Raw genomic sequence first — 25,857 nt, 5'->3', positions numbered from 1 at the left:
TCCATGCTGGAATCTCACGCACCTCACTCCAGCTAGACTCTAAGGTTGAGGTAGAAACATGTCATCGATCGCCATCCTGATCGGCAATGCAGATTATCTTCAGCAGACGCCGCTCGATTGTTGTCGGCGCGATGTCGAGGCGATGCAACGGCTTCTTGAGGCAACCGAGCGGTTCGAACGGGTCGATGCCCATATCGATTTACGCGCAGAAGAGATGCGCGATGTCGTGCGCAACGCACTGCCTGCAGACGGTGGTTGCGATGAGATCTTTTTCTATTTCTCAGGTCATGGCGATCAACAAGGGGCCGACTTTTATTACTGCGGCACCGACTACGACACAAAGCAACCGAACCTGACGGGCCTGTCCTCGTCGGTCCTTCACGACCTGTGTCGCGCCGCTTCTCCGACCACGCTCGTGACGGTGACCGACGCCTGCTATTCTGGAACATTGCTCATTAAGAAGGGGCCGCCACCGTCACCGCCCATCGTCAAAGACGGTTTCCGCAACGTGCTGCATTTCTCCTCATCGATGGACAGCCAAACCTCGATGGGCGGAAATCCGCTGAGCGAGTTCACTCTTGCTTTCCTGGAAGCGAGCGCACGCAAGACCGAGGGGCCAGTCTACTACACGGACATTGAAGGCGCGTTACGCGACGCATTCCTACATAATGATGACCAAACTCCATTCTTCGTCAGTCAGGCGACTGGCCGAGAGCTCCTCGTTGATGATGCTGCGCGCCTGGCGGGGTTCAGGGCTTGGCTAAGCACCACTTTTCGCGCGCCTGATGCAGATGGCACTAGCGAAGAAGACGTCGTAACTCCGGAACCTAATGGTACCGACCTGATAGTGCCTCCACCACCCACGCCTAGACAGATCCTCGAGGCAGCCGAGAGCAAGACAGGATCCGCGGACCGAATGCGAGAGTTAACTCGCGCCCTGTTTGACGGGGTCGACAGTTCGTTCGACGCTAACGAGTTCGCCGAGTTCTTCGAAAAATCGCTAGTCTATCACAACCGCTATGAGGAAGCTGCTGTCGAGGATTTCATGATCCGGGTGCTGGCGCGGGAAGACCGACCCGATAGCCTCGTAACTGCCGAGATCAAGCGGGTCCGGCGCAAGCGGACTCCGTGGGAAAGAATGACCGGAAGCCTCGCCTTCGCGATGTCAAATTTCGAAGACGACTTCACTGAGCGATTTGATCTGTCGCTCAATTGTCAGCTGGACCAGGCGCAACTCAAGATCACGCTCACTCCTAAATTCAGCCGGCTTCAACAGATCGTTCTCATACTAAGCTGCGCACCAAGCCTCGAGTATCTCTATGTTTTCGAGATAGTCAGCCTGCATTTTCGTAATGATTGGGATCGGTTTGATACCGAGGGTCGTGAAATACTGCGCCGGTGGTACAAGCTCACTTGGTCGGACAGTGCTGATGGGCTAATCGAAAAGATTCAGAATGGCCTCGCGGAGGCGGCTCGGAAGCACGTCGATGATGTCATTCAGACTCTAGGAGATGACTGAAATTTCGATCGCAACCGCCTCGCGTACAGGGAGGCTGGCATAGTGAGGCCAGCGAAAAATGTATGGGCCCGCAGCGCGTATTCGTTAAATTCGCGTAGTTGACCGCTGCTCCTCGTGGGAAGAATGTGACCGTAATGCGCCCCAAAATCGGTCGTTCGGGACGCCTTGCAGATTTCCCGAAAGCAGACATCTCCGTAATATCGGCTGCCCCTAGCGGTGATCGATCCAAATGGCTTAGCTCATTCTTAATTCTTCGTTTGTCCGATATCTATATCGGTGGAAGATCAAGCGGGCTAAAGCACGGCCTGCAGAGGAGCCTATGAATTCAACCTGCAGTCTGATCTTTCGGTCGCAGGTTCCAGCTTTACACAAGTCCTCTAAGAGAGGTTGGCTGATTAGATTGAGTTCCCGGTAACGGCCGCGTGCGCTCAGTGTCTGGTATTTGCCTGCATTGCCTCTGCAGGATGATCCTTCTGGCTGCTTAGAAACAGTATCCATTTAGGAGTGATTTCAAGCATATGCAGTGCGGCGAAGGCAATGGACTTGCGATCGCGTTTAGTGTCCATCTGCTCGGTGCATTTATCATTGACCTAAACTCACGCAGCGGCGGTAATGCGGCAGCGAGACTACATGAGATAGAAGCGCCGCGGGCTGGGATGAACCGTTACGGCGCCACGGGGAGGGGTATGACCAACAGTTACGGCGAGGAACCGTCCAAGCTTCAGTTCATCCGCGACCAAGCGGCCACCGAAGATTTTTTCGGATCGCATGATCGGGTCGCTAGGGCCATCGCCTCTGTAATCGCTAATAACAAAGACCTGAAGGTCATCGGACTGCTCGGACGCTGGGGTAGCGGCAAATCGACGGTCGTCGCCCATGTCCAAAAACATCTCGCGGCCGATCAGCGTCTTAAGTCACACGTTTTTTGCTATGATGCCTGGCTCCACCAGAGCGACCCTCCCCGGCGTTCATTTCTGGAAACGCTGATTGCGTTCCTGATCGCGAACAATCTCACCACCGAGAAGCGTTGGAAAGCTGACCTCGACATCCTCAATCGGCAGGTCGAATACACTGAAACCCGGTCCACGCCTACGCTGACGATCGCGGGTCGTATCTTTCTGTTCAGCTTCGCCCTAATTCCGCTCGGCATGCAACTCATCGACCATGACTGGTTCCAAGAGCTTGGGAAAGCGGGTTTTCGGGGAAAGGCATTTTACCTTGGGCTGCTTTTGTTATTCGCGCCGGCATTAATCGGCGGTGTTTTGGCCCTTTGCGCTAAAGGTAAAGACCGCGAAAATCTCTGGGCTCTATTCGTAAACCGCCAATCCCAGCACCAGCGCAACCGTACCACCAGAACACCCGATCCAACGACGATCGAGTTTCAGAAGCTTTTTCGTAAGGTCATCTCGGCAGTTCCTGCGGACACGTGCCAATTGATCTTCGTGATCGACAATCTCGACCGGCTACACGAGGCCGAAGCTGTGGAGATGTGGGGCACGATCCGCAGCTTCTTCTTGGGTTCGCACGGCGATGAGCTTGATCCGACGCGTGTGAACCTACCCGTCGTTATCCTACCGATCGATCAGGATGCCATCACCCGTATGTACGCGGTCGAACATGGCGAAGCGGTAGCTCCCAAGTTGGCCCGCTCCTTCATGGACAAAACCTTCGACCTGACATTCCACGTCGCTAGCCCGCCGCTCTCGGACTGGAATCGATACCTTCGTGATAGGCTACTAGCGGTATTCAATGAGCAGTTCGACGAGCGGTGGGCCTTTCAGATGGGGCGGCTCTATGGGCGTTGGCGCGAAGCCGATCCCGCCAACGAAATCACACCACGCGCGCTAAACGTCACCGTGAATGAGGCCGCCACGCTATGGCTGCAATGGTCGCGCGAGGTCACATTCGTGGCAATCGCCTACTTCGTCATCTTCCGGGACGCGATCGCAAAAAACGTCGAACAGGCAGTTATGGAACCGGCGATCGATCTATCCGATCTCGATCCCAACTGGCGCTCCGGAGTGGCGGCACTGCACTATGGAGTACCACCCGAGGTCGCCATTCAGATCTTGATGGAACCGCGACTGCTCGACGCGATGAGTGGCCGTTCACCCGACCAGTTCAAGCGCCAAGCGGCCCTGCCAGGCTTCAAGGAGGTACTACAGCGCATCCTCGACAAAGCCCACCCGATGGATCCAAAGGCAGCAGCTCAGACTGCCGTCTTGCTTGACGAGCTTGGCATCGAAAGCGACCCATCGACTGAAAGTATTTGGGCGGCTCTGCGAGCCAGGATTGCCGCAGGGCGGCCTTGGGAGGATCTTGCCTCTGTCGACGCCGATGGATTGCAGGCTATGCTCGCCAACTGCCCTTCGGCCCGCCTCGCTCCGTTCATTGATCAAATGGCGCAAAAGTTGTCGAGCGCTGACGATAGCATGATCACTGGGGAGGATGGCCGGCGGGCGTTTTTGAGGATGACGCAGGCCCTTAATGAGGCCACGGAACGCGGACAGTGCAATTTGCCTTCGATTGCCATCCGCGGCACCGTCGAAAACTACCTTAACCTCGTGGGTGCTGTCGGCGCGCCGCCTAATGCCGCAAAACTCATTGATCCTCCGGGGTCAATCCAATTTGCGGCCAACAAGTTAGCAGAGTTGCTTAAGGTCTCTAAGACAGCGGTCGGCGCAGGGCGAAAATTCGAGGCACTCATGGTCCGAAGGGATGAGATCGACTGGAGCAGTTTCCTAGCGGCCGCTTATGAGGTGGCGAACGGGCAACCGGCGACACACGTCGGCATCGCTCCGGCTCTCCACGCGCTTGGGCGCTTCTATCAAACGGACGATGCCACGAAGGAATCGGTCAAGACGCTGTCACAGAATGGGATGCTGACTGGACGGATGAATGAGTTTCAGAGCAACCGAAATGACGGCCCTCTTGCGGAAGCTATCGCGCTGCTGATCATGAGTGGAGGGGACATGCCGCCCCCAAACGGCATTTCTTGGTCAACGATTGCCGAGGTGCCCTCGTTCGGCAACGATGTCCGCAATGCCCTTCTGCTCTTTGGCGAAGAGGCCCCTCTGCTGCGGCTCGTATATATAGCAGCCAACAACGATAACGTTTCGCCTCTCTGTCGTGCAGTGGCAACCGCTTACCTCCGTTCTAGCAATCTTGGCAGACTAGCGGTGCGAGCGGTGATTAGCGGCGTGGACACCTACCTCACGCTCTTCGAGGTCGACGATCATGCTCGTTTCGCCGCGCAGCTACCCAATTATCCAAACTTCTGGGACGAGCTGAGGACAGCACAGCTGAACGAGAGCAGCCTTAGGCTTTTCTCGCTCTTAGCACTCTCGGACGAGCCGGCCATTTCGGGCGCAGTGAGGAAATCAGCCCGCGCAATCCTTCTGACGCACTTGCGGGCCACTTCGCAGGAGACTTGGCTATCATCGATCCAGACCGGCGATGAACCGTTACCTAGCGCACAGGCTTTCGCCGATGGCACCAAAGGCAGTGCCAACATCGGAATCTCGCTGTTCAATGCTCTTAATAGTCAGATCGATAGTATGGTCGGTGATAGTTTGCCCGGCTATGCAGCGCGGTGGTTCGCGGCGACCAGACTCTTAGCGAACTCGCATATAAAAACGCTCTTTAAGAATTTGCGTGACTATATTCTGGCGCATGCCCACTCCGCCAGCGTGGTGCCGCTGTTGATCCTGGGAAGCGATCAGTTGCTCGATGCAGGCGAGTTCGCCAAGCAAGGCGATCGGTGCGTGAGGCTCCTTCTTCCCTCGTTTTTAGATGATCTAAAGGGACGCGAGTGGCTTCAGGGGCGTCCCGAGAGGGTCGCCGCGTGGCTAAACTCGAGTGGGCAGGATAGTCGCGCGGTTTTTGCCGATCAGTTGCGCCAGCGATGGTCTCAAGCTGACGACAACAGCAAGGCTTCTATCCAGAGCCTCTGGGATGCATGCAATCTCGAAGGTCACCTCGATTGAAACGCGACGAGCAACTTTGCGCCCCAACTTCTGTCATCGGATCAGATCGCCGCCAATCTCGAAAACTCATTCGTTGGCGCGATGGCCGACAGGCGACTACTCCACAACACGCAGCGCGCGCGGTGCGAGCTCGCATCGTGCACGCTGTATCGCGAGATCGAGTGCGAGATCGTCGCTGGCGACGAGAATATCTTCCAAAATGGATTGAAGCCGGTCGTGACGCGCGAGCCGCATGAGCACTCCGGCATTGTCGAGCCCCTCGGGTAGAACCTGGACGGTGTAGCTATTGTCTTCGACGTCCACTGAGTAGGAGAGTCTGAGATTATAATATTTGAGCGCGTTATCAGCCCTATCAAGAGCGAGCTTCAGCAACGACGCTTCATTTCCAGGTAGGCGCTTCATCTCCTTCTTGGCTTCTTGGCGGCGACCACCGGCATCTTTTCAGTATATTGCATAGCTTGCGCGTCCGATTGGCATTGGCGACGAGTGACCGTTAAGACAGGCGCCCTGCATCAGACAAGCCGACAGAGTGGGCCCAATGAAGCGTTGCGCATCGAATCTTGGGATATCCGCAATTTCCGGCTGCATGCAGATACCACACCGGCGCGGACGCCAATGGCAAGACCTCGCTGTCCGAGATCATTAAGCTCAGGGATGACCGGCGGTAAAACTTAGCGGATAGTGGCCCCGACGGGGCCGCCGGTCAGGCGCCGCCGAGCTGCTTCACGACATGGGCCGTGCGTTCGAGCAGGTCGAGTGCCTTGGTCACCCAGAGGCCCGCGATCGTGCGAAGCACCTGGCCGCGATAGATCCACCGTGCGCGCCGTTCGCCATGACGGTTGACCCAGAGCATGTAGACATCCTCGAGATTCGCCTGGATGTCCTCGGCGGTAGCCGGTTCAAGCAGAGCGTCGAGCCAAATCGAGTGCGGGCAGGCGAGCATCTCGATCGGATTGATGCGCACATCGCGTACGACGATCTGCGACAAGACGTCGGCGTCAATCCGAAGCTCGGGCTGAAACTTCAACGCCTCGCCAAGATCCTCCAAAGTGAGCTGCTCGACCGAACTGATTTGGACTTCGTCGCCTTTATCGGTGCGCAGCGTGACCTCGTAGCGAACGCTGCCCTGCTCGTAGAAGGCCTGTGCGGTCGACCCGAAGCCGCCGCAGCTGATGGTGACTTTGCCTTTGCTCACGACATCGCTCCCGCCCAAGCGAAGCCGCCGAGTGCCTGCACCCGAGTCATCGATTGCCTGATCGCCAAGCGGCCAGCCGCGCTCACCGTGAAGGCCCGCCGGCTGCGGCCCGCAGCGTCGTTCTTTTGGCTTTCGGAGAGCAGCTTCTTCGCCGCCATCCGGGTCAGAGTCGTATAGACCGCGCCGAATTGCGGAACCCGGTCGCCGCCGGGCGCGTCGACCATCCGCGCGTAGATTTCGCTCGGAAGCGCCGCTTCGCCCGCCTGGAGGCTCGCGAGCAGCACATCCTCTTCGAGTTTGCCGAGCATTGGTTGTCCCTTTCAAGTCTACAATGTAGACGTCTACTGTGTAGAGTTCAAGGGCGATTTCGGGTGTCTATCTACGCTGTAGGTGTTGGGCAGTCTTGCCTATCGCACCGGGACGGTTCCCCCGTCGGGCCGTGCGGATCCAAGCTCGCTCAACGAGCGCACCACCTCGTCCCTCGACGGCGCACGGCGCAGCGGCGTGAGCATAGCGATCGCTTTGCCATGCTCGCGCTCGGCCGTGTGCAGATCCCAGGCCATCTGAAGGTTGAGCCAGAAGTCCGCGTCGGTGCCAAGCACGCGGGCAAGCCGGAGCGCCATCACGGGCGTGATCGTGCGCTTGTTGTTGAGCAATTCGCTCACGGTCAGACGCGACACGTCGAGCGCGTCGGCGAGCCCCTGCTGGGTGACGCCATCGAGCATTAGGAAATGACGGCGGATGACCTCGCTCGGGGCGGGTGGCGCCGGCGTGAAGGCGGCGCTCACCCTTGTGCTCCCGTCAGAGCGCCTCGAGCCGCGCCTCGCACACCCGCGACGCTGTCGCGTCCCAGGCGAAGCTGATCGCCCAATGCTGGTCGAAGACCGCTGCATAGCGATCGTCCCCGAGTGCGTAGATCTCGGCGATCGCGCCGAGCGTCGCCCAACTGCGCGAGGCGAGCAGCAAATGGATCAACCAATGGGCGCCCGCGACGACGGGCTGGGGCAGGTCGGGGTAAGCGCAGGTCGCAAAGATCTGCGACAGAATAGGGTCGGTGATCGACGGCATGACGGTCTCCCTGATGATCGGACGGCGGCGACGGATCGCTGCCGTCCGGCGGGGAGATGCCGGTCCGGATCGTGAAATTGTGGGTCCAGGTCCAGGTCGTGGGCGCGCCAGCGTAGAAGGGGGCAAGACCCCTGGTCGAGCGGCTCACCTTGCCGATCAGCGCATCGAAGAAATTCTGGATCGCTTCGATATCATCGACGCCGCGTTCGGGCCGGGCGAGCAAGAATTGGGCCTGGTTGAGGGATCGCAGCGCTTCGCGTTGCGTGAGATAGAGGTGCGCGAGTTCATGCGCTTCGAGGAACGCGCGACGCCCCGTGCCTTCGAAGACCGGCAGCGCGAACCGCGCCAGCGCATAATCAATGACGATCTCGCGCCATTCGCTGATCGTCGGCCTGACGTTCCACGGGATGGACGTTGACGAGGGAGGCGCATGCGTGACCTCGTCGTTGTCTCGAACGACGGCCTCGAGATCGGCCCACGTTTTGACTGGCGCCGGCAGCGCGATCCTGATCGCCTTGCCGCCGAACGATGTCGACCAACTCTTGCGCTGCCAGATCTGGATCGCGAACGCGCTATGTGCCGATGCCCGCCAGTTGGCGGCGAAGGGGGGCAAATCCCGCATGGAATGGAGCGCCAACATTGCCTGTATGTAAGGTGTAGGATTGCATGATCAAGAGGCGGTCGAAAATAAGGGTCCGCGCGGTAATGCACCTTGGGCAGAGGCACCTATGGCGGTCCGCTCGGCGCTCTATAATCGCAAGTAGCAGCCACGCGCGCAGGGTCTTGGGCGGCCGGATGCCCATCTTTGCATAATGAGTGCAGCGGGCAGTGCCGACGGGAACATCGCTATATAGATTTGGTCCGCTAGCCCGGAAAAAGTCGGAAGGATGGGGACGCTTAAGCGGGATACCCGCGACAAGTGCGGTGACGGCCTCTAAGCGCTCGCCAATCCACTCTCGCGTGAAATCCCGATCGGCTGCCGACATTTTTTGGTCACCCATGCGGTCGGCCGTATCATCGAGCATGAGGCATGCTCCCTCCAGCGTCGCGCTAACGGCAACAAGGCGCCGGGCAAGAGAAAAACTGCCCTGATCGTCCAGATCGTAAATCGGAAACCTATTCATTTCGCTGATTACACTTCGGATCATCAGGCTGGCTGCCCTTATATTGATTGCCATCGGCAAGAAGTATGCGGAGGTGCGGTGGAAGCTCTCGAGTGCCTCGTAGCCGTGAGCAAGCAGCCGCTCGGCCGCTTTACGTAGCTGTTTTCTACGGTGCCAGTGCGGTGCGAAAGCTGTGAAATAAGTCAGTGCCAGCGCGATGATCGCCCCGAAAAATTGCGCCCATCCCGCTAGCTTGTCGTGAGCCTCCAGCCATGTAACGAGAGCTTGCATGGCGTCGGAGACCCTTTCGCATCATTATTAGCCGAAACGTGAAGGGCGTCGAACTTCTATAACGTCGTTAAGGCGACATCGAACAACTGCGCGATGGATACAGCCATACCGAACTTCATAAAAGTCGCGCGCCATATGCGCCAAAGTGTTGGGCTAATTGACATGACCGTGACGAGGCCAACAGGAAACCGCAGGATCGACTTTGACCGTCGCGAATGGTTTAGTACCCATACATTCAAATCCAGAGTGATCCGGAAAGCCGAACGAGCGAACTGAGAATACCTTGATGGTTTCGCCGCTTCCTTCCGGAAACGAATATCGCAGACCGACAATGAGCCACGCAATGTCGCTCGGATATCCGCTGCTAAAATCCCAAGGCACAAACGTTTCAGAAAAGAGGGGTTGATCTCGGGCTGGGAAGACCGTTGGCCCGGCCTCGCCCGCCCCACGAATTTTCTCCGCTACCGCGGCTGCGCAATTCTGAAGGGCGTTGTCTCGAACGGAAAGATCAAGAGACGGACCAACAGTCTCATACATATGATCATAGAATATGCATTGCACATACTCTCTAACATCTGTGGCCGGAGTTGCCCCAGAATTAAGGGGATTTATTTCCAATTGCAGACAATATCCTTTGCAGTCGTAGTTGACGGACACCCCATGCAATTTGATATCAACATCGAGCCAAGGACGATTGGCTTCATGCGCCGCATCTGCACTTCGTTTATTTTCGTATGCAGCTTTCTTGGCGAAGTACGCAGCAGCGATGGCCGCGGCCATAGTTATCGCTCCTAGAACGATGCCCAAACCAGCAAAGTAGACCGTCCACCAAGAAGCGTCGGCTGACGACTTTGCAGCATCTGCGGCTTTCCATTGAGCGCAGAAGGCGGCGGTTTCGGGGGTTTTTGCACTATAGCAGGGATCGGACGAATAGCTCGCGAACCGGGTGAATGTTGCCTCCGATGTGCCGCGCGCCGACGAGGCTGAAGATTGACCGGCCTGTGTTGAGGAGTTCTCGTTGGCGCACAAGAAAAGCCACCCAAGCGCTATAATTGATATTTTTCTCGTAAGCATTTGCGAAGGATTTCTTAGATTGACGAGTGATGCAATCACTACCTGCATTGCTTGAGCTTCGGGCTATTGTTGGATCGGATAGCGCCTGGCCTGGGCGGTCCGCTGCAGTACCGCGATCTGCGCACGCCGTAGCTTCGGACAATCATGACGGGGATCGAGCATCGCGGCGAGCGCATTTCGCGTCGCTCATTCTTGGCCCTGCGCCGCCATCCATGCTCTGCGGATAAAGCCGGTACGGTATTATGCAGGCTATTGGGCGTCTGATCCTGCTAATGCGGCTTCGACTCTGTTTGCGGCTCCCGCCAAGTCGTTGACGATCGTCCGACCGTCGATCCGCACTGGAGTGATCCCGAAGCCACGCAGCTTCTCCGAGATCGCCTCATCCTTTTTCTTCTTGCCGCCGCTGTGGAAACGGCCCCCGTCGCAGAAGACTGCTATTCTTTGCTCTGGAAAATAGAGGTCAGCCTCGGTCACCGCAGCATGCGAGTAGCGGAAGTCCAGGTCGCCCCAGAGATTGTAAAAAGATGGGTAGGTTCCGCCATTCTCCATAATCAGCATCTGGAGCTGCGGATGATGGCCTCGCCGCGCCAGTTCCTGGAGAAGAAACAATTCGATCGGCGAATCCGCTCCCCAAATCCGCCGGGGTTCGAGCTTCTTGAACGGTGTAAACAGAAGCTTCTGCCGGTTCTTAGCGTAGCGCCGCCAAGCGTCGCCGGGTGGCAGACCGATATCCGGCTGCAGCACCTCGTCATGATCGAAGCTAGTCGCCAGCCAGAACTGGCCAATGACGAGGCCGAGTTCGTCGAGATGACCTTTTCCACCAGCGAGCCCAGGAGTGTTTATCCCGAACAGGCCGTAGCTGCCCTCGAATGGATCAAAACGAGCATAAAGCGGTGGATTGGCCGGATCGTAAGCGAGAGTCAGCTTCTCGACGAGGTCGATCGGCGCCGTCTGGATTTCCCCGCGCTTGCTCGCCGGTAGCAGACTGAGTGCGAAAGGCGTCGTCCCGAAGCCTTCGCCTTCTCCGGCCTTGGCGACGAGGCTTGCGACTATGAAGATCATCTGAAATTCGATGTTCGCCTCGCGGAATAGAGCAACTTCGCCCTCGCTAGGTGTATCATGAAGTGTCCCGCCGGCCGCTGTTACCATCGATTTGGTGATCGGCTGGATACCGCCCAGCTCAAAGATTGAGCGGCGGACGAACGCCGGCACGGGTGACCAGTCAACGCGGTAGGGCAAGGCGGGACGAATTGAATATGTCGGATCGGCGAGGAGATGAGATGGGCGGTTGGCGATCATCGGCGCCACATGTCAGCGACAACCCAGTGAGGCAATCTCCGCAATCTTTTCTTTCGATTTTCGTGCGTAAAGATTCGCGATAAAATGGGGGGGGGGGGGGCGGCGTAGGGCCGGGTTGTTCTGATCCAGCGTGACCACTGCGTCGCCGGCGACCAACGGGAGTGCCACGGCGAGCTTTGAACCCTGCGCGGCGCGCTCGGCGTCAGTGAAGGACGTGTAGCGCGCATCGGAATCCAGTTGGGCGACGTTGTTGTAGCGCGGGTTCGGGCTGAGACGCTCCTCTGATGCACCGCCGTCGACCCGGAAGGTGAAATGGGAAGTAGGGTCGCCGCCCAAAGAGAAAATCCGCATGGGTGCCGGCTGACCGAATTCGTCGAACGCCGCGAACCGATATTCGAGGGTGAGGTCGCCCGTACAGATCGCACTGACTTCAACCATGAAGGGGGCGGCGGCGACACGGGTGACGGCGGTTGTGACCGATAGGTCGGTCATCGGGTCGCGCTTCGTGCTGATGGACCACTCGGAACCTTCTGCGCCTGACAGGTCGTCGCCCATCGGTTCGGCCTCGGCGACCACCTGATCCATCGCGTTGGTGACTTCGCCACTAAATTGCTGGGCCTGCGCTGCTGACGTGTTTGCCTCAGCGCTCTCGTCGGCTTCCTTGGTTCCCTGCAACCATCCAATGGCTGCGAACATTAGGATGCCAACGGCAATGAGCCCCAAGAGTGCAAAAATCCGCACGAGCATCGGCTGCGGCGAATGCGCGTGCGGCTCGACGGCGGTCGCATCGAGCAGACGCCTTTTCTCCTGCTCAAATTCGGCCTCCGTAATCATGCCGGCTGTACGAAGCTGAACCAGCCGCTCGAGCTCGTGCGTAACATCAGCCATGCGCCGGACAGTCGATGACGTTCAGCAGATAGAAGCTCGTATCGTCGGGCTTCTTCACGACGTAGGTCCCGACGGGCCCGGCCTTGAAGGTCGTCGTCATTCCCGGCTGGAGCTCTGGAAGCGGTAGATCAGGCCTATTGCCGAGAAAGTCGAAAATATGGGCTTTGATCGGGAAGGACGAGCGATTGATCAGCTTGACCGTGGCGGAGGCGCAGGCCGCCGTGACGAACCTTTCATCGTCGGGATATTCGCTTTCATAATTCCAAGGGGAAGTCAGCGCCTCATCGCTGATCGTGATCTCGGTCCCCGCGTATTTCTGTTGCGCGATATCGCCGGTGAGTGGCGGCGGTGCCCTCACGACCTCATCGCCGATCGCGCTTGCATTGGCCGCATTGGCTTCGGCGGGTGCCGCGATGTTTGCCGTAGCTGTTGGTGTAGGACGCGGCTCAGGGAAGACGAAGACGCGTAACAGGAAATAGGCCGCGATGAGCAAGATCGCGAGCAACTGGATCCCCCAGAACCAGTAGGCGAAGCGTCGAAGGCCGCGTGTCTGTCGCCAGCCCTGCGCGAATGTTCCGATGGCTGGCTCCGCGTGGGTGGCGTGCGGCTGCTGGCCGAGAATGACGAATTTCTGCTGCTCGAACTCCGCGTCGGTCAGCACGCCTTCGGTCTTGAGCCGCGCAAGGCGCTCGAGCGCCTCGATCCGGTCGGTCATCGGTTGCCCCCTATGTCCATCAGGGGCAACGGCCAAAGCCGGATGTTGGAAACACTGGCACAGCACAGCGCGCATGCGCCTTTACCGGCAAGCCGGCTGGACATGCGCGCATGCCACCCGGCCGATGATCTCGACCGAGGTGCTGGCAAAGAGGTTTCCACGCCCCGCCCCCGAGTATTGCGGAGGCGAGGTGTTTGTAGGCGGGCGGTGTGCAGGAAGGCAATGTCGTATCGCGCAGATTTGGTTGGGTAGGCTTTGCTGCTGTCAAAAGCTGTCATGCTCATCTCCCACGGCTCAATTGTTGACGAACCAGGGCCGGGGCGGCGTGTTGATCTGCTCATGGCGCACACCCCGATCGCGCGGCCCCCAATAGTCTCGGCCCGATCTGAGAATGCGGTGGTCACTCCCCCGTACGGCGTCGGGCTCAGGGTCGATCAGGAAGAGGCTCCCGTTGATTGCCCGAATGACCCCGTGCCCTTGCGAACCCCGCCCCGTCCAAAAGAACACCCGCTGGCCGATGGTGAGGGTTGGATCTTGGTCCCTGCTCACGAACCCGTTCACGGCTCGGGTGTGCTGGGGTTGTCCGGCATCTCAACGATGATGCCACTGGCCCGGGCCGCACTGGCGTAACGCGAGAGCGGCGCCGTGCCGACGAACAAGGCGTCACGCTCAATGGGCAGGTTGAGCATCCCTCGGATCGAGCCGAGCTCGCTGAGGCTGACATAGCCAAGCTCGGGTTCGCTCAGGCCCAGATCGCATAGACCGAAGGCGCGATCAGGTTCGGCGGGATCAATCTCGGTCAGCAACCAGGTGGCGGCCGCATCGGGCGTGAAGAGCTTGACCACGGGGACCGGATCGATCTGCTCCCCAGCCGCGGTGCGCCGTCCATTGGCCAGCAATTGTGCGAAGTCGGCGGGGGTGAGGAAGGGGACAATGATCATCGTACCGGCTCTCCCTGTGCGTGGCTGGTGGTGGCTGGCACGGGGTCGCCTTCGACGATGAGCGGGGGGATGGTGAAATTGGCCCGGCGGAAGTGATCGAGGATGGCGGTGTAGGAACCCAGACGTGTGACCGTCTGCAGATCGATGAGAACATGACCCTCCTCATCGGCGGCATAGGCACGGGGTTGACCGACGGAGGGATCGAAGACGACCCGTCCGGCTTCCCATCCGCCGGCACAGGCGCTGGACCAGCGGACGAAGGGGATGCTGTGCGTGATGCACCATCGTTCGAGCTCTTCGAACTGCGCCCCGGGCACATCATGGTCACATAGGAAGAGGGGTCGCCCGACGGTGCGGTGGTGCGCATCGAATAATGGCCCACACCATTGGGTGGAGAGGCCTTCGCCGACAATGACATCGACGAGGGTGCGGTAATCATCATCACTGAGCGTGCCGCCGAGGATGATCGTTGCTGCTGCACGATTGGCCATGTCGGGTCTCCTCAAGCCGCTCGCGGGGTGTCGACGAGCTGGAGGGGCGCGGGCTTAGGAACGGGGGTCCACTTCTCGACCCGCTTGTGGAGGGCTTGGGCGACGGCCCGGTCGATGCGCCCCCAATCGAGATAGCGCTCGAACAGGGCCTGGGCAGCGTTGGACGCACCGGCAAAGTGGAGGGCTGTGACGAAGGCTTCGAGGGTCAGATGGCGGTAGGGGACTTGGCCGTCTGTGGGTGGGTTGAGGAAGGCGGTGTAGAAATCGGCCTGACGCTGGGCCCGGTCATGGGCGGCAGGGGCAATGCTCACGAATATGGCCTCGGGCCAATCCCCGCGCATGACGGTCGCTTGGGCTAACAGATGCTCACGGAACAATTGCTGAAGGGGATTTACGCGCAGGGCGGCGTGCTGGGGGTCTTTGAACAGGCCCGACGCTTCGGCGAGATCATCATAATGGCCCGGGGTACAGGCGGCGGAGTCATGAAGGCTCTCGGTATATTTGAACTCAAACGCGATGACGGCCGGCTTGGTCTTACGTCCCTGGCGGCGGTTGACGAAGGCGCAGACATCGAAGGCGGATCGGTCCCCGGTGAGAGTGGGGTCTGCGCGGCCGGGCGAATGTTCGAAGCGGATATGGTCGACGCTGGCGATGTTGAGCTCGGGAAAGAGCTGGCACAGGACGCGGGCGGCCAAACCCAAATCGAGGGCAAGCATTCCCATGACGTTGATGCTGAGACCCGTCGAGCCGAGGGCGTTGGCGAACACCCGGCCGGCGTCGATGAACGCGCCCGGCTCTTGGTAGGCGACGACGTGCTGGGCGAGGTTGGCGAGGTCGGGACTAAGGAAGTTGCGCCCCGCCTGGGCGGCCGTAATGCTTAGCCGTGATCCGAGGCGGCGGGGTCCGTTGCGACCCTGATGATAGCCGGTCGGGATCTTATGGTCGGTGAGCCAAAGGACCTGCAACAACCGGGCACAGGCTTTGAGGCGACTGTCGTGGCGCTCATGAACATGGAAGCGCTTCAACAGCTCGACGGGCACAATGGGCAAGGGCGCGGTCACGGGCCGGGTGGACTGCGACATAGGGTCTCCTCGTCAAAGGCCCCATACGGGGCGGACGAAGAGGGTTCATTGGGCTAGCGTCTTTGTGGACAGGATTGGCTGAGCCTCGTGACCGCAAACCCCGTCTGAGGGGCGGCCTTGCCCGGAGGTTGGCGGTGTCAAGAAACCCGCCCTGCCCCGCTTTGGACCGTTCTCCAGCGCTCTATTTCCAAAGATTTGCGAGGTGGGTTGAACCCTGTTTTCCGCCGATGATGTCCCTACAGAAACCCGGCGTCAGAGCTGATCCAGAGAACCCGCGCCACATCACCAGACCGGGCCGGAAAAGACAGAAAGCCAAAGCGCTTAACCCCCTGCAGGGTGTTGAAGAGCAGGGAAGAGAAAGGCGTTCAGGCAGGCATTAGCATGCAGGGTGTAGAGGCAGTACAGGGTGTAGAGCGCAAGCGCATATAAAGCGCGAGCGCACATCGGCAGGTGCGCGATTTGATGCTCACTGGTCTAGCGTTTTGCTCTGACTGGGTAGAGCCTCGCACCGTTCAATCAACGGCACCTGGATCGCGGCACCGTGTGTATCAAACCACCTAAAGTAACGATCGTCATAGGGGATCGGACTCGTCCGCGCGATCGTCATGTCCGGCAAGACGTTAACCTGGGCCCAATCGTTAAATGATCGATCTTGCAGCAGTCGCGCAAAGCCGACGCGCCGCCCCGCGATACATCCTTTGTCGCGCAGGATGAGCTGCGCGCGATCGGCAAACTCCCATGTGGGATTAGCCGGCGCCCCTTCCCACCAGGGCAGGCGAAACCCCTTCATCATGTAGCGAAAGCGGTCCCACTGCCATCCAACCGGGCGGCCCTCGGCGTGGTGAATGCGCACGGTGCGAACCGAACGCTCTTGCACAAGCGGCCGGCGTACAACCTTTTCGAGGCTCAGGCGCACATGCTCGTTAAAACCCACCCCATCCCCGAAGATGCGGAACAGATGGGTCGGCACGTGGAAGAACAGATGGGTGTGGAGACCAAAACGCCAGCCGTGTTCCTGCACCCAGAAATATACTGCTGGCACGCCTTGGCGTTCGAACCATCGATCGATCCGAGCAAGCCACTGGTGCAGGCTTGGCAGAACATCGTCGCCCACCACGTTCACCGTCGACCAACTGATATCGACTTTGGTGTTCAAGGCCAGGCCCAGGCAGTTCGCGAAGGCAATCCCGCGATAGGCGCGCTTGAACTGGCTGAGGCCAATCCCGTCGGTGATCGCATGCCATTTGCGCGCTCGCGCATAGCGCCCGAAGCGCAACCGCCAGTCGGCATCAGCAGGAATATGGTCCATCTGCATTGAGCACTTTTCCGACCAGGTGAAGGTGGGCGAATACGAGGCGGTGCACGACCGCCTCGCATCGGCAGCTTCAAATTTCCACGCGCGGCGTGGAGGCCGGATCCCGGTCACCGAGCGGCACGTACGGCAATGCCAACTTCTGGCGGTGCGCCGGCTGGGGGCCGGGCCCAGGACGGACTTCGAGAACCGTCTGGTAAACCTCCGGCCAGGTCTTGCAATGTGCGTCGATGATCTGGTCGAGCTCGTCTTGATCAGCCCAGGCATGACGGTCGCGGCACCACTCGCTATGCTCGTCGTCGAAGCTCTCGCCATCGGGAAGATGTGCGCGGGCTTCATGCTCGATCACCCACCAACCTTCACGGGTACGATACGTCTCGACCAAGGCTTCGGTGACGAGGCGAGCGATCGACATGTCGAACTCAACCTCTTCACACCGGATCAGCATGTTGAACGGTGCCGGCGGCAACCCAGCGCGATAGGTTAGCAGGCGCTTGGCGCGCGCATGTGCGCTGGCAAGCATCTGACCGGCGCGCACAGACGATGTCGGCCCGCTGATCGGAGTATTGGTGTAAGGCAACTGGATGCGGGCTTTAGGCGGAATATAATAGTCGCTGTCCGGGCTGTTGAAGGCGGGCCGGCACCCCAAGTTCAGATAGACATCAGTAAACGGCACGTAGGTCGCCAGGCTGCGATCCTGGAAATGACCAAGCTTGAACGAGTATGTCAGCGAGCGGACCTGATCGTATAGTGCACGCGGCAGATGATCGATGCACAGATCGTAATCTGCGGGGTGGTTCTCATCAAACCCGGTGATGATGAGCGCGAAGGGATTCAACTCCATTTTGGTCTTCCTTTTGATCGATTGAATATGGCGCGGCGCCAAGAGCGACGATGCGCGCGCGGTCGGTTCGGGGGGCGTCGGCGTCGTTTCGGCCCAGGAATTATTCCCAGGGCGGAAGCAAGATCTCGTCATCGTCGCCAATGGGTCCAGGATCGACCGAGACCGGCGGCAACGGCTCGTCGAGTTTGTGAACCTCGATGGCGGGCCGCAAGGACATCTCGGTCATTTCGAAGCTGAAGCCCGGCACGTCGTTCTTCTCGACGGCCTCAACCAGATAGGACCAGGGATCGCCGGTCAGTTCAGGCGGAATCGGCCCCAATCGGCTCAACGCGTCGCGCTGCTTGATGATCTGGCGCCCGGTCTTCATGTCACGACCGACCCAAGACTGCCCCCAAGCCTGCAGCCTATGAGCGAACGGATCGGAGACCGGCCCAAACGACCGCAGCATTTGCTTGTCATACAGCTCGTCGGTCATGAAATCCGACAGGCTCACCCGGTAAAGCTCCGGATGCAGACGCTTCACATCGATCAGCGGAAAATCGGGCGCATAATTGCGGAGGTTTCCGCCCTGATTAGGCCAGTTGCCAAGCGTGATCGCCGTCCCGGTGAGCCGCCGCAAGGAATCGACGACGTCGCTCTCCCGGCCGGGCGGCAAGCCGATGGCATCGCGCAGCTCGATCAGGTCGATATCGAGCATGTGAAAAGCTTGGCCAAACACAGATTCGTATTGCGCCCGGCTGGCGATGTACGAGAGAACCGGCCAGTCCTCGATGCGAGCCAGCGGCACGGGACGAAAACGACGCCGCGCTCGAAAGTCGATACGGGTACGGCGCTCGTAATAACTCGCGGTGACCACGGTCTGATCGCCCAATGACAGAAATGGCCCACGCAAGGCGAAACGCGGCGATCGCGCCCCACGCTTATGGTCGTACCCGCCCTTTTTATCCTTCTCCGCAACGCTCGAGACCATATTCGCGAACGGGTTGTCCTGACCCGCGCTGATCGGGCAGAACGGCCGGGCGGAAGGCCAAAATTTCTCGTTCATGCTTCACCCCCTTCCGGGAGCTTCAAAAGAGAAATGGAATTTTCGATTATCCGATTATTTTCTGGTTTTTTTGAAGGGTCCTCAGCCTGAAGGGTACCCCCAACACTGGTAATATAGGGGCCCTGAAAACATACCGTTTCCGCCTGAGCGACCGCCGCATCGATGCAGGGATAGTATTCGCTCGCGTTGCCACGGCCAGCACCGCGCTTACGGCGCACCCACAAGCCTTCACGCTGCAGCAGCGCGCGAACCTTCTTAACATAGATCGCGGAGCGCTTGATCTGGCGTGCCAACGAAGAGACACTGGCAAAGCAGCCGCCACCGTTGCGGCACAGGCACAGCATGACGAACGAGAGATCGGCCGCGGCGTTCGGCAGCCGCCGGCGCGCCGTCAACGCGTATATCGCCTGCATGAACGGCTCGAACATGGCGTCGTACCGCATGTCGCCGCCGCTAGCGGACCGATAAACTTTGCCCTCCGCAACGCGACGCAAAAGCGATGCGACCTTGCTCTCGACATCGGCTTTCGACCACGGCTCTGATCCGTCCCGTTTCGGACGACGCAGGTCGACACGCTCCTGGAACAGGAGCCAACTCTTCTCGATCAGTTCGTGAGGATCGGCGATGCCCTTGTTCCAGACATCGTACACGATCCGACGCATTTCAACGTCGCGACCGTCACGGATCAACCCCGTGGCTACATCGGGCTGAGGCGCGACGGGCCGAGCGATCCGATCGCTCAGCTCTTCGAGCGCAACGGTAATCTGATCGATCTGGCGTGCATTAATCAGCGGCAGCAAGACGCGCGGCACATCAAGTGGCGACGAGCCAATCCATTCAAACGGCTTCTTCGTAACGGGATGAACACCCCATCCGACGAAATATGAACCCTGCGCCAGGATATCGAACTGGCGGCGATGCACAGTGCGCACCGGCTCTTCTGCACGATAGAGCAACAGCGCTTTGGGAAACTGGCCAACACGCTCGAGCGGGTCGCCAGGCGCAATAGCGGAGACGAGGCATTTGGCTTCGCTCACCATAGCCGCATCAGTGAAGTCCAGGTCGATCGCGATAACGATCCCGCACGCGATCGCAGCGCCTCCGAACCCGAAATACCGGAGATCACGTTCGATCGTAGCGAGCGACGGAAGCGCGTCGCACCGCGGCTTCCAGGCAATCGCGGGCTGCTTCGTGCCAACCTTGGTGGGGATAGGGCTGTACCCATTCTTGCGGATATCGACCGCAATCTCCGCGTAGCGGGTCGGCGTGGCGAACGGGCTCACGAGCGCGCCTCCATCGCTTCTGCAGCGGAGACGCGAGTGGCGTTCAGCCACTCGATAATTGCTGCAGGGGGATAGAGGTAAAAGCGACCGAAACGGACCGCGCGCGGCCCTTTCCCGCGGCGGCGCAGATACGCGAGTTCCTTGCGGGTCAGAGCAAAACGCTCTTCGACTTGGCTCGGCAGCAGCAGCTTGCCAGGACCGATCAGGCCCGGGCCGAGCAGAAGCTCAGCACCGTCGCGGTGGTGAGCATCGATAAGACCATTACGCATCATGACCGCCCTCCTGCAGAAGGCGATTCACCGACGCGGCGGTGATCAGGGTGCGGCGCCCGACCTTACGAGCCGTCAGACGGCCTTCATTGATCAGCGTGTGCGTTGTAGTCCGCGAAATGCCGAGCGCAGCGGCAACCTCGATGATTGATAATGCAAGACGTCCGTTGAGAACATTGGACGCCTGCGTGGGCACAAGACTATCTTCGAAATTGAGCTCGAAGACCGGTTTCGTCTGATGATGTGATGGCATTGGATGTTCCTGCTGGCCGGCGGCGTTGCCGGCGAGCAGGTGACTCGCTGCTTCTCAATTTGGCAGGAACCCTTGGCAAATTTGCAAATTTCGATTTTAAGCGCCTTGCCGAATTGATTGTCGGAGCTCACGATGCATCGCCCTAAAGCGTTTTTGCGGAATTCGGCGATTCAATTGCTTTGAAGCCAGAAGTTCCAACTTCGCCGCTGCTAAGTTTATCAGGCTCGGCCCGCACTCCTCCAAAAACTGCCGAAGCTCTTCGTCTGTAGCATATGGGCGTGTGTCGCCTAAGTCGGGAACAACTTTGCGATTGAGCTTGATCCAGTTGATCGCATCACGTTCTAGAAAACAAATGGGAGCATCCACTGCCCAGGCCGGAATAGCTGGATAATGTAACCAATCATCGCGCTTTTTAGAAAATCTGCCATTCTTCAGCTCTCCGACAGCATACATTCGTCGAGAAGGCCATGCTTGGCAAGGTATTAGATAGATTGTATCAGTCGGCATAATAGGGACGAATGCTCGAATATACCCCATTTTCAAATCATCATATAGTGCACGCAATACACGCAACTCTAATCTTTGTTCATTCAAAATTTTATTGATGCGAGCCGGCGGTGAATATCTAAGCAGCTCGTTATAGTCTTTATCTATCGATACAACTGATCGACGTCTCGCCAACTCTGAAGGAGTTATTGTACGGTCACCTCTCTTAAGACGTTGGGGAAGCCACTCGCCGTACCGAAAAATATTATCGTCCATGCTGCCCTCAAAACATCACTTTGAACATCGCTAAAGCCGTTGTTGCTACAGGGAAGAGTCCCACTGAGCACCGACCTCCACAGCACGCTGTGGATCTTAACCAGGGTAGAGATGCGAGAGATCAACGCCTATCTCAATTGCCTCCACGGCCTCCTTCAAGTTCGCCACCGTCAGTCCCTTGCTGTACCTTGCCGTCTCACCGACGGTCGCATGCCCCGTCAGCTCGTCGATCGTTTCGCTCGGCACTCCAGCACGTCTCATGAAGGTCGTGGCACTGTGGCGAAACGAATGGAAATCTCGGCCTGTCGCAAACAGCTGCACGTCACGGCGATACCGCGTGAACCATTTCGAATAGTTATGACCTAGGCGGTCATCAGCCCCGCCCGGCTGAAGGCCTGGGAAAACCATGCGAGCACCAGTACGCCTCTGATCCTCTGCGTAGTCGAGCCAGCCCAAGCGGATCAGCTCCGAGTGGACGGGGGCGAGACGTACAGCATTCACATTCTTGAGCTGCTGACCGTCTCGTGTGTTAAGATCGAATACCCAGACCCCTTCGACCTGGCGGATATCCGCTGACCGAAGCTGGCAAATCTCTTCCTGACGCATGCCGGAAAACACCGCGATCAACGGCAGCCAGAATTTCTCGTCGCGCAAGATTACGTCGCCAGGCTTAGAGCGACGACTTGACGACTGACACCCTGTCCATACCGGCGTGGCAAAAAGTTCAGCCAGCTCTTCGCGCGTCCACATCTGCCGCTGATCCCGGGCGCGCTTCGCAGCAGCGAACTTCCAACCAAGGAAGATGTTGTCGGCCGTATGGCCTTGCTCGATCGACAAATCCCATAGCGACGCAAGCGCTGCGAAATGCCGCTGCACCGTACGGGACGAGAGGCGTTCGATTTCACGACCAGAGCAAGCCTTCACGATATCGGCCGCCTTCATACCCCTGAACTCGGCCGCCTTGCCGTAATTTGCGGGCAAGTCTTCCAATAGCCGTTTGAACGCAGCGGCTTCAGGTCGCGTGTAAGCGGCGATTGGGCGATCGCCGCCATGCTCAAGAAACAGAGCGTAGGTCTTGCGGGCTTGGAGCGCTGTCTGCTGCTCCCAAACCTTGCGACGGAGCTGAGCTTCACGGAAGCCCTCGGCTTCCACCGAAAATAGCGGCCCAGTCGGCGGCTCAGACATTGGTGTCGGCGCGGGCATAGGCGCAGACACGAACGGCTCTATTTCCGCGAGAGCGCGAACCAGTATCTTGTCTTTGGGCTCGTAGTTGAAATCACCCTCGGCACGCGCTCGTAGCGTTTCCGCGACATCGACGCCCGCACGTAACATGGCTTGCGACGCCTTGCGGATACTGAGCTTGTCGAAGTTCGTATCCATGCCGTAGCGGCGCGCCAGCATGACAGACGTAACGTCCTGAACTGCACCGAAGGCATTGCTCGCGAGATCAAGGCGCGCTCGTTCGGCGACCTCGGTATAATGTCGGACCTTCGCCTCACGCCAAGTGTCGGGGATATCGCTCATGAGACGGAAATCGTCGTTCTTGGCGATGATCGTCCCGTAGAAATCCTTCACCAGCGCAGCGATGTCGTCATCTGTCAGCGTAGGCATACGTACGATCGCACCGAACAATTCCTCAGATCGCAGGTAGAGGTAGCGCGATAACCGGCGCGCTGCATCTGCTTCGTGCGTTCTCAGACTGCAGGTTAATTCTGTGCGCCTCAAGCTTTCACGAAGCTCCTCAGGCACAGCACGTCGGAAGTGATAAATAGCCCCTCGTCTGATCGTATTTGGAATCGCTCCCATATGCACAAAGCTCCAGCTCTGTAGCAGGGCTCTGTAGCAAAACCCCAGCTACGTTCCGGCGCTGTTGAAAAAAACGATGCCTATCAGAGGCTTGGGAGAAAGTTGGCTGGGGCGCCAGGAGGCGGAGCTGGGCACACAATTAAGGCCCGGAATTGCTGATTATCCCATATAATCAACCCCATGCACCCCACGAATGGACCCCACAAACGGACCCCACAGACCTCTTGCGGACATCTCAAGAGAGCCCTAGGGAGCCTTCATGGCTACCCTCAAAGCACACCGCCAGCGATGGCAGGCGAAGGTCCGCATTCCGATTGAGCATCGTGCCGCCTACGATGGTCGCGAGTTCCTGTATCGCCACCTCGCCACCTCTGATCGGCGCGTTGCCAAGGTGGAGGCGGACGCTTGGGAGGCGACGCTGCGGCTGGAGTGGCAGGCCAAGGTCGGCGGCCTTGACGATAAGCCCAAGGGGCTTCGTCAGGTCTATAATGATCTTAGGCGGCGCGCGGCGGCTGGCGAGTTCCGGATGGAGATACGCGACGAAGACCCGGTGATCGCTGGCATTGATTACGAACTAGAGAAGCTGGGCGATATCGTCGGGGAGCGCGACTACACGCCCACCGAGGCGGCGCGGAACATGGCCCTGAACGATGCGCGCAGGGAGTTGCACGGCCAGCGCGTCAAGAAGCGTCCTGAACTGGAGCCGACCTTCAGCGAGGTCTGCGACGACTTCATGGCCCTATGGCGATCCCAACGGCACCTGAAGGAAACCAACACGGAGCAGCAGAAGCTGGCGACGTTCAAGCTGTTCGAGGGCTTCTGGGGCGACAAGCCGCTGCGAGGGGTCCGCCAGCCGGATGCGTCCGCCTTCCATGACGCCCTGCGCCGCACCGATCCGAACTGGGCGCGTTCGCCGTCCGCGAAGGAAATGACGTGGACGATGATCCAGCGGGAGTACGGCAACCAGACCAAGGGCGGCCTGTCGGACGCGACCATGAACCGTCACATGGCTACCCTGAAGGGGCTGTGGGACTGGGCGGCACGGCGCGGCCACTGCGAAGGCTTCAACCCGTTCGAAGGCTTCCACCGCAAGCTGCGGGCTGGCGTCAATGTGGATGGGTATGTCGCATGGGAAACGGATGAGTTGAACCACCTGTTCGCCCAGCCTCCCAAGCGGGCAGACCTGCGCGAGTTGATCGTCGTCGGCATGTTCACCGGGATGCGCCTGGACGAAATCGCGTCGCTCAAATGGGACCAGATCAGGACCGACGAAGGCGTCACCTACTTTCAGGTGGAGGATGCAAAGACTCCTGCGGGTAACCGGCAGGTGCCCCTTCATCCATCCTTGGGTTGGCTGAAGGCGCGGAAGGACGACGCGAAGGAAGAGCGGGTGTGGCCGACGTTCAACCCTGAGGGACCGGGCAAGAAAGCTGGCGCGGACGCGGGCAAGGAGTTCTCCCGCTTCAAGTCGGCGCGAGGCTTCAAGGACCGGCGGAAAGCGTTCCACTCATTCCGCAAGAACGTGACCCGGATGATGGAGCGCGGGGGCGTGCGCGAGAACGAATGGGCGCAGGTGTTCGGCCATGAGAAGGGCTTCACCTACGGGCGGTACAATGCTGATGGCATCACGCTTCAGCAGAAAGCCGACATTATTGCGCTGATCGCGTATCCGGCAGTCTCGATACCCCTAGTCACGGAAAGTCCCGGCTTGGGCGAGGGTCATCAATAAAAGTGATGACCCCCATGCTGACCTTTTTCGCCCCGCAGAAGGCTTAGCGGCTGGGCGCGCCATCCGGCCCGCCTAACGCTGCGCTGGCATCTGATCGGATATAGACCCGCCGCAGTTTATCAGCATCGACGGCCATCTCCTCGACTTCGTCGAGAGCTATCGGCAAGTTCATTGCCTCGTAGTAGGGTCCAACACCCGCAATTCGCTCAGCGATGGCCCGCGCCTCTTCAAACGTGACGTCGAGCGAAATTACGACCCGATCCGACATAGCTTCTCCTCTTCGCTGGTTTGGAGATAGCGACTTCCGCGATCCAATCCAGCTTGCAATCGATCAGCTTTCGACGCTGCAGTGATCCCGCAGGATCGCGATGGGGTCACCATGATTGACGCGCGGCAGCTGCATGCGTGGCTGAAGGTCTCGACACCCGTGCATAAATGGGTTGGCCGCCGGGTCGAAGAGTACGGGTTCGAAGACGGCGCGGACTTTCGGACATCCGTGTCCAAAACCGGCGGACGTCCCCGCACCGACTACCTCCTCACCGTCGACATGGCCAAGGAGCTGTCGATGGTCGAGCGCACCGAGCTTTGCGGGCAAAGGGTGTCATTGCTGGAAATGAGACCCCCTACGTCCATCCGCAGAATGGCCAGACATACCGTGAGTTTCACCTTGCCTTCCGTGACACGATGGTCGTGGTCTCTGGCTACAGCGTCGAGCTGCGCGCCCGGATCATCGACCGCTGGCAGGAGCTGGGATCAGCTTTTCGGATTAGGCCGCACTCTTGGAGCAGGGAAACCGCTCCGGGGGCGGCTTCTCGAATTGACCCGCACCCTTGAAGAAGAAACCTCTCCCATCCGCGCCCTTCTCGGATTGGCCCGCACTAGTGGATAGAGAAACTGACCGC

The 25,857-nt window shown here is 59.1% G+C and carries 27 protein-coding genes and 1 pseudogene; 5 read left to right on the top strand and 23 right to left on the bottom strand.

Annotated elements, in window-relative coordinates; translation table 11 throughout:
* Window positions 1–58: 58 nt before the first annotated feature.
* The gene (locus EOD43_RS06145; protein ID WP_127742073.1) at window positions 59–1,519 is read left to right on the top strand and encodes a caspase family protein; all 1,461 of its coding nucleotides are present in this window, start codon (window positions 59–61) and stop codon (window positions 1,517–1,519) included.
* Between the two features lie 686 nt (window positions 1,520–2,205).
* A complete protein-coding gene (locus EOD43_RS06140; protein ID WP_164857123.1) occupies window positions 2,206–5,505 on the top strand; it encodes a P-loop NTPase fold protein in 3,300 nt (1,099 codons plus the stop codon).
* A 96-nt stretch (window positions 5,506–5,601) separates the two neighbouring features.
* Here EOD43_RS06140 and EOD43_RS06135 read toward each other — a convergent pair whose 3' ends face one another.
* The 5 genes from EOD43_RS06135 to EOD43_RS06115 form a co-directional block, all read right to left on the bottom strand.
* Window positions 5,602–5,907 (bottom strand): hypothetical protein, encoded by a 306-nt coding sequence (locus tag EOD43_RS06135; protein WP_127742069.1) that lies wholly within the window; start codon window positions 5,905–5,907, stop codon window positions 5,602–5,604.
* Window positions 5,908–6,208: 301 nt separating this feature from the next.
* Window positions 6,209–6,700 (bottom strand): hypothetical protein, encoded by a 492-nt coding sequence (locus EOD43_RS06130; RefSeq protein ID WP_127742067.1) that lies wholly within the window; start codon window positions 6,698–6,700, stop codon window positions 6,209–6,211.
* Complete coding sequence (locus EOD43_RS06125; protein WP_127742065.1) at window positions 6,697–7,008, bottom strand: PadR family transcriptional regulator; 312 nt, start codon at window positions 7,006–7,008, stop codon at window positions 6,697–6,699. Before EOD43_RS06125 ends, EOD43_RS06130 begins: the two co-directional genes overlap by 4 nt.
* 99 nt (window positions 7,009–7,107) lie before the next feature.
* The gene (locus tag EOD43_RS06120) at window positions 7,108–7,488 is read right to left on the bottom strand and encodes a HigA family addiction module antitoxin (protein ID WP_240653098.1); all 381 of its coding nucleotides are present in this window, start codon (window positions 7,486–7,488) and stop codon (window positions 7,108–7,110) included.
* A gap of 13 nt (window positions 7,489–7,501) precedes the next feature.
* Window positions 7,502–7,768: a hypothetical protein gene (locus tag EOD43_RS06115; protein WP_127742061.1), complete on the bottom strand. Its 267-nt coding sequence runs from the start codon at window positions 7,766–7,768 to the stop codon at window positions 7,502–7,504.
* Between EOD43_RS06115 and EOD43_RS06110 the strand changes: the two genes are divergently transcribed.
* On the top strand, window positions 7,755–8,186 hold the full coding sequence (locus EOD43_RS06110) for a hypothetical protein (protein ID WP_127742059.1): 432 nt from the start codon (window positions 7,755–7,757) through the stop codon (window positions 8,184–8,186). The genes EOD43_RS06115 and EOD43_RS06110 overlap by 14 nt on opposite strands.
* A gap of 154 nt (window positions 8,187–8,340) precedes the next feature.
* Here the strand turns inward: EOD43_RS06110 and EOD43_RS23875 are convergent, their stop codons facing one another.
* The 17 genes and pseudogenes from EOD43_RS23875 to EOD43_RS24175 all read right to left on the bottom strand — a co-directional run.
* Window positions 8,341–9,162 (bottom strand): hypothetical protein, encoded by an 822-nt coding sequence (locus EOD43_RS23875; RefSeq protein WP_206363495.1) that lies wholly within the window; start codon window positions 9,160–9,162, stop codon window positions 8,341–8,343.
* Window positions 9,163–9,315: 153 nt separating this feature from the next.
* Window positions 9,316–10,284 carry a hypothetical protein gene (locus tag EOD43_RS06100; protein ID WP_127742057.1) on the bottom strand — a complete coding sequence of 323 codons (969 nt, stop codon included), beginning with the start codon at window positions 10,282–10,284 and terminating at the stop codon, window positions 9,316–9,318.
* Between the two features lie 201 nt (window positions 10,285–10,485).
* Window positions 10,486–11,535, bottom strand: coding sequence for a PDDEXK family nuclease (locus tag EOD43_RS06095; protein ID WP_164857122.1), 1,050 nt, complete (start codon window positions 11,533–11,535; stop codon window positions 10,486–10,488).
* A 12-nt stretch (window positions 11,536–11,547) separates the two neighbouring features.
* On the bottom strand, window positions 11,548–12,423 hold the full coding sequence (locus EOD43_RS06090; protein WP_127742053.1) for an SHOCT domain-containing protein: 876 nt from the start codon (window positions 12,421–12,423) through the stop codon (window positions 11,548–11,550).
* Window positions 12,416–13,138, bottom strand: a complete 723-nt coding sequence (locus EOD43_RS23870; protein WP_206363494.1) for an SHOCT domain-containing protein — start codon at window positions 13,136–13,138, stop codon at window positions 12,416–12,418. Before EOD43_RS23870 ends, EOD43_RS06090 begins: the two co-directional genes overlap by 8 nt.
* A 557-nt stretch (window positions 13,139–13,695) precedes the next feature.
* On the bottom strand, window positions 13,696–14,079 hold the full coding sequence (locus EOD43_RS06080; protein WP_127742051.1) for a DUF2958 domain-containing protein: 384 nt from the start codon (window positions 14,077–14,079) through the stop codon (window positions 13,696–13,698).
* Window positions 14,076–14,570, bottom strand: coding sequence for a hypothetical protein (locus EOD43_RS06075; protein WP_127742049.1), 495 nt, complete (start codon window positions 14,568–14,570; stop codon window positions 14,076–14,078). The genes EOD43_RS06080 and EOD43_RS06075 overlap by 4 nt, the downstream gene beginning before the upstream one ends.
* Window positions 14,571–14,581: 11 nt before the next feature.
* Window positions 14,582–15,652 carry a PGN_0703 family putative restriction endonuclease gene (locus tag EOD43_RS06070; RefSeq protein ID WP_127742047.1) on the bottom strand — a complete coding sequence of 357 codons (1,071 nt, stop codon included), beginning with the start codon at window positions 15,650–15,652 and terminating at the stop codon, window positions 14,582–14,584.
* A 466-nt stretch (window positions 15,653–16,118) separates the two neighbouring features.
* Entirely contained in the window at window positions 16,119–16,967 is an 849-nt protein-coding gene (locus EOD43_RS06065; protein WP_127742045.1) for a hypothetical protein, read from the bottom strand.
* Window positions 16,968–17,037: 70 nt separating this feature from the next.
* Window positions 17,038–17,808, bottom strand: coding sequence for a hypothetical protein (locus tag EOD43_RS06060; RefSeq protein ID WP_127742043.1), 771 nt, complete (start codon window positions 17,806–17,808; stop codon window positions 17,038–17,040).
* A gap of 100 nt (window positions 17,809–17,908) precedes the next feature.
* Window positions 17,909–18,853: a hypothetical protein gene (locus tag EOD43_RS06055; protein ID WP_127742041.1), complete on the bottom strand. Its 945-nt coding sequence runs from the start codon at window positions 18,851–18,853 to the stop codon at window positions 17,909–17,911.
* Window positions 18,850–20,136: a bifunctional DNA primase/polymerase gene (locus EOD43_RS06050; protein ID WP_127742039.1), complete on the bottom strand. Its 1,287-nt coding sequence runs from the start codon at window positions 20,134–20,136 to the stop codon at window positions 18,850–18,852. Before EOD43_RS06050 ends, EOD43_RS06055 begins: the two co-directional genes overlap by 4 nt.
* Window positions 20,133–20,408: a hypothetical protein gene (locus EOD43_RS06045; RefSeq protein WP_127742036.1), complete on the bottom strand. Its 276-nt coding sequence runs from the start codon at window positions 20,406–20,408 to the stop codon at window positions 20,133–20,135. Before EOD43_RS06045 ends, EOD43_RS06050 begins: the two co-directional genes overlap by 4 nt.
* On the bottom strand, window positions 20,398–20,658 hold the full coding sequence (locus EOD43_RS06040) for a helix-turn-helix domain-containing protein (protein ID WP_127742034.1): 261 nt from the start codon (window positions 20,656–20,658) through the stop codon (window positions 20,398–20,400). The genes EOD43_RS06045 and EOD43_RS06040 overlap by 11 nt, the downstream gene beginning before the upstream one ends.
* A 96-nt stretch (window positions 20,659–20,754) precedes the next feature.
* The gene (locus tag EOD43_RS06035) at window positions 20,755–21,420 is read right to left on the bottom strand and encodes a hypothetical protein (protein WP_127742032.1); all 666 of its coding nucleotides are present in this window, start codon (window positions 21,418–21,420) and stop codon (window positions 20,755–20,757) included.
* A gap of 96 nt (window positions 21,421–21,516) precedes the next feature.
* Window positions 21,517–23,031: a site-specific integrase gene (locus tag EOD43_RS06030; protein ID WP_164857121.1), complete on the bottom strand. Its 1,515-nt coding sequence runs from the start codon at window positions 23,029–23,031 to the stop codon at window positions 21,517–21,519.
* Between the two features lie 21 nt (window positions 23,032–23,052).
* Window positions 23,053–23,226, bottom strand: a pseudogene (locus tag EOD43_RS24175) (DUF6538 domain-containing protein); the annotation flags it as partial.
* 259 nt (window positions 23,227–23,485) lie between these two features.
* On the opposite strand from EOD43_RS24175, the gene EOD43_RS06025 reads away from it, so the two are divergent.
* Entirely contained in the window at window positions 23,486–24,955 is a 1,470-nt protein-coding gene (locus tag EOD43_RS06025) for a tyrosine-type recombinase/integrase (RefSeq protein WP_127742028.1), read from the top strand.
* A 43-nt stretch (window positions 24,956–24,998) separates the two neighbouring features.
* Here EOD43_RS06025 and EOD43_RS06020 read toward each other — a convergent pair whose 3' ends face one another.
* Window positions 24,999–25,223, bottom strand: a complete 225-nt coding sequence (locus EOD43_RS06020; RefSeq protein WP_127742026.1) for a hypothetical protein — start codon at window positions 25,221–25,223, stop codon at window positions 24,999–25,001.
* Window positions 25,224–25,334: 111 nt separating this feature from the next.
* On the opposite strand from EOD43_RS06020, the gene EOD43_RS24170 reads away from it, so the two are divergent.
* Entirely contained in the window at window positions 25,335–25,844 is a 510-nt protein-coding gene (locus EOD43_RS24170) for an antA/AntB antirepressor family protein (RefSeq protein ID WP_206363493.1), read from the top strand.
* The last annotated feature ends 13 nt before the right edge of the window (window positions 25,845–25,857 follow it).

Origin of the sequence: Sphingomonas crocodyli (assembly GCF_004005865.1) — a bacterium.
In the GTDB taxonomy this organism is placed as follows: Bacteria; Pseudomonadota; Alphaproteobacteria; order Sphingomonadales; family Sphingomonadaceae; genus Rhizorhabdus; species Rhizorhabdus crocodyli.
The sequence above is the reverse complement of the archived record's forward strand: the minus strand, read 5'-3'. Positions and strand labels throughout refer to the sequence as shown.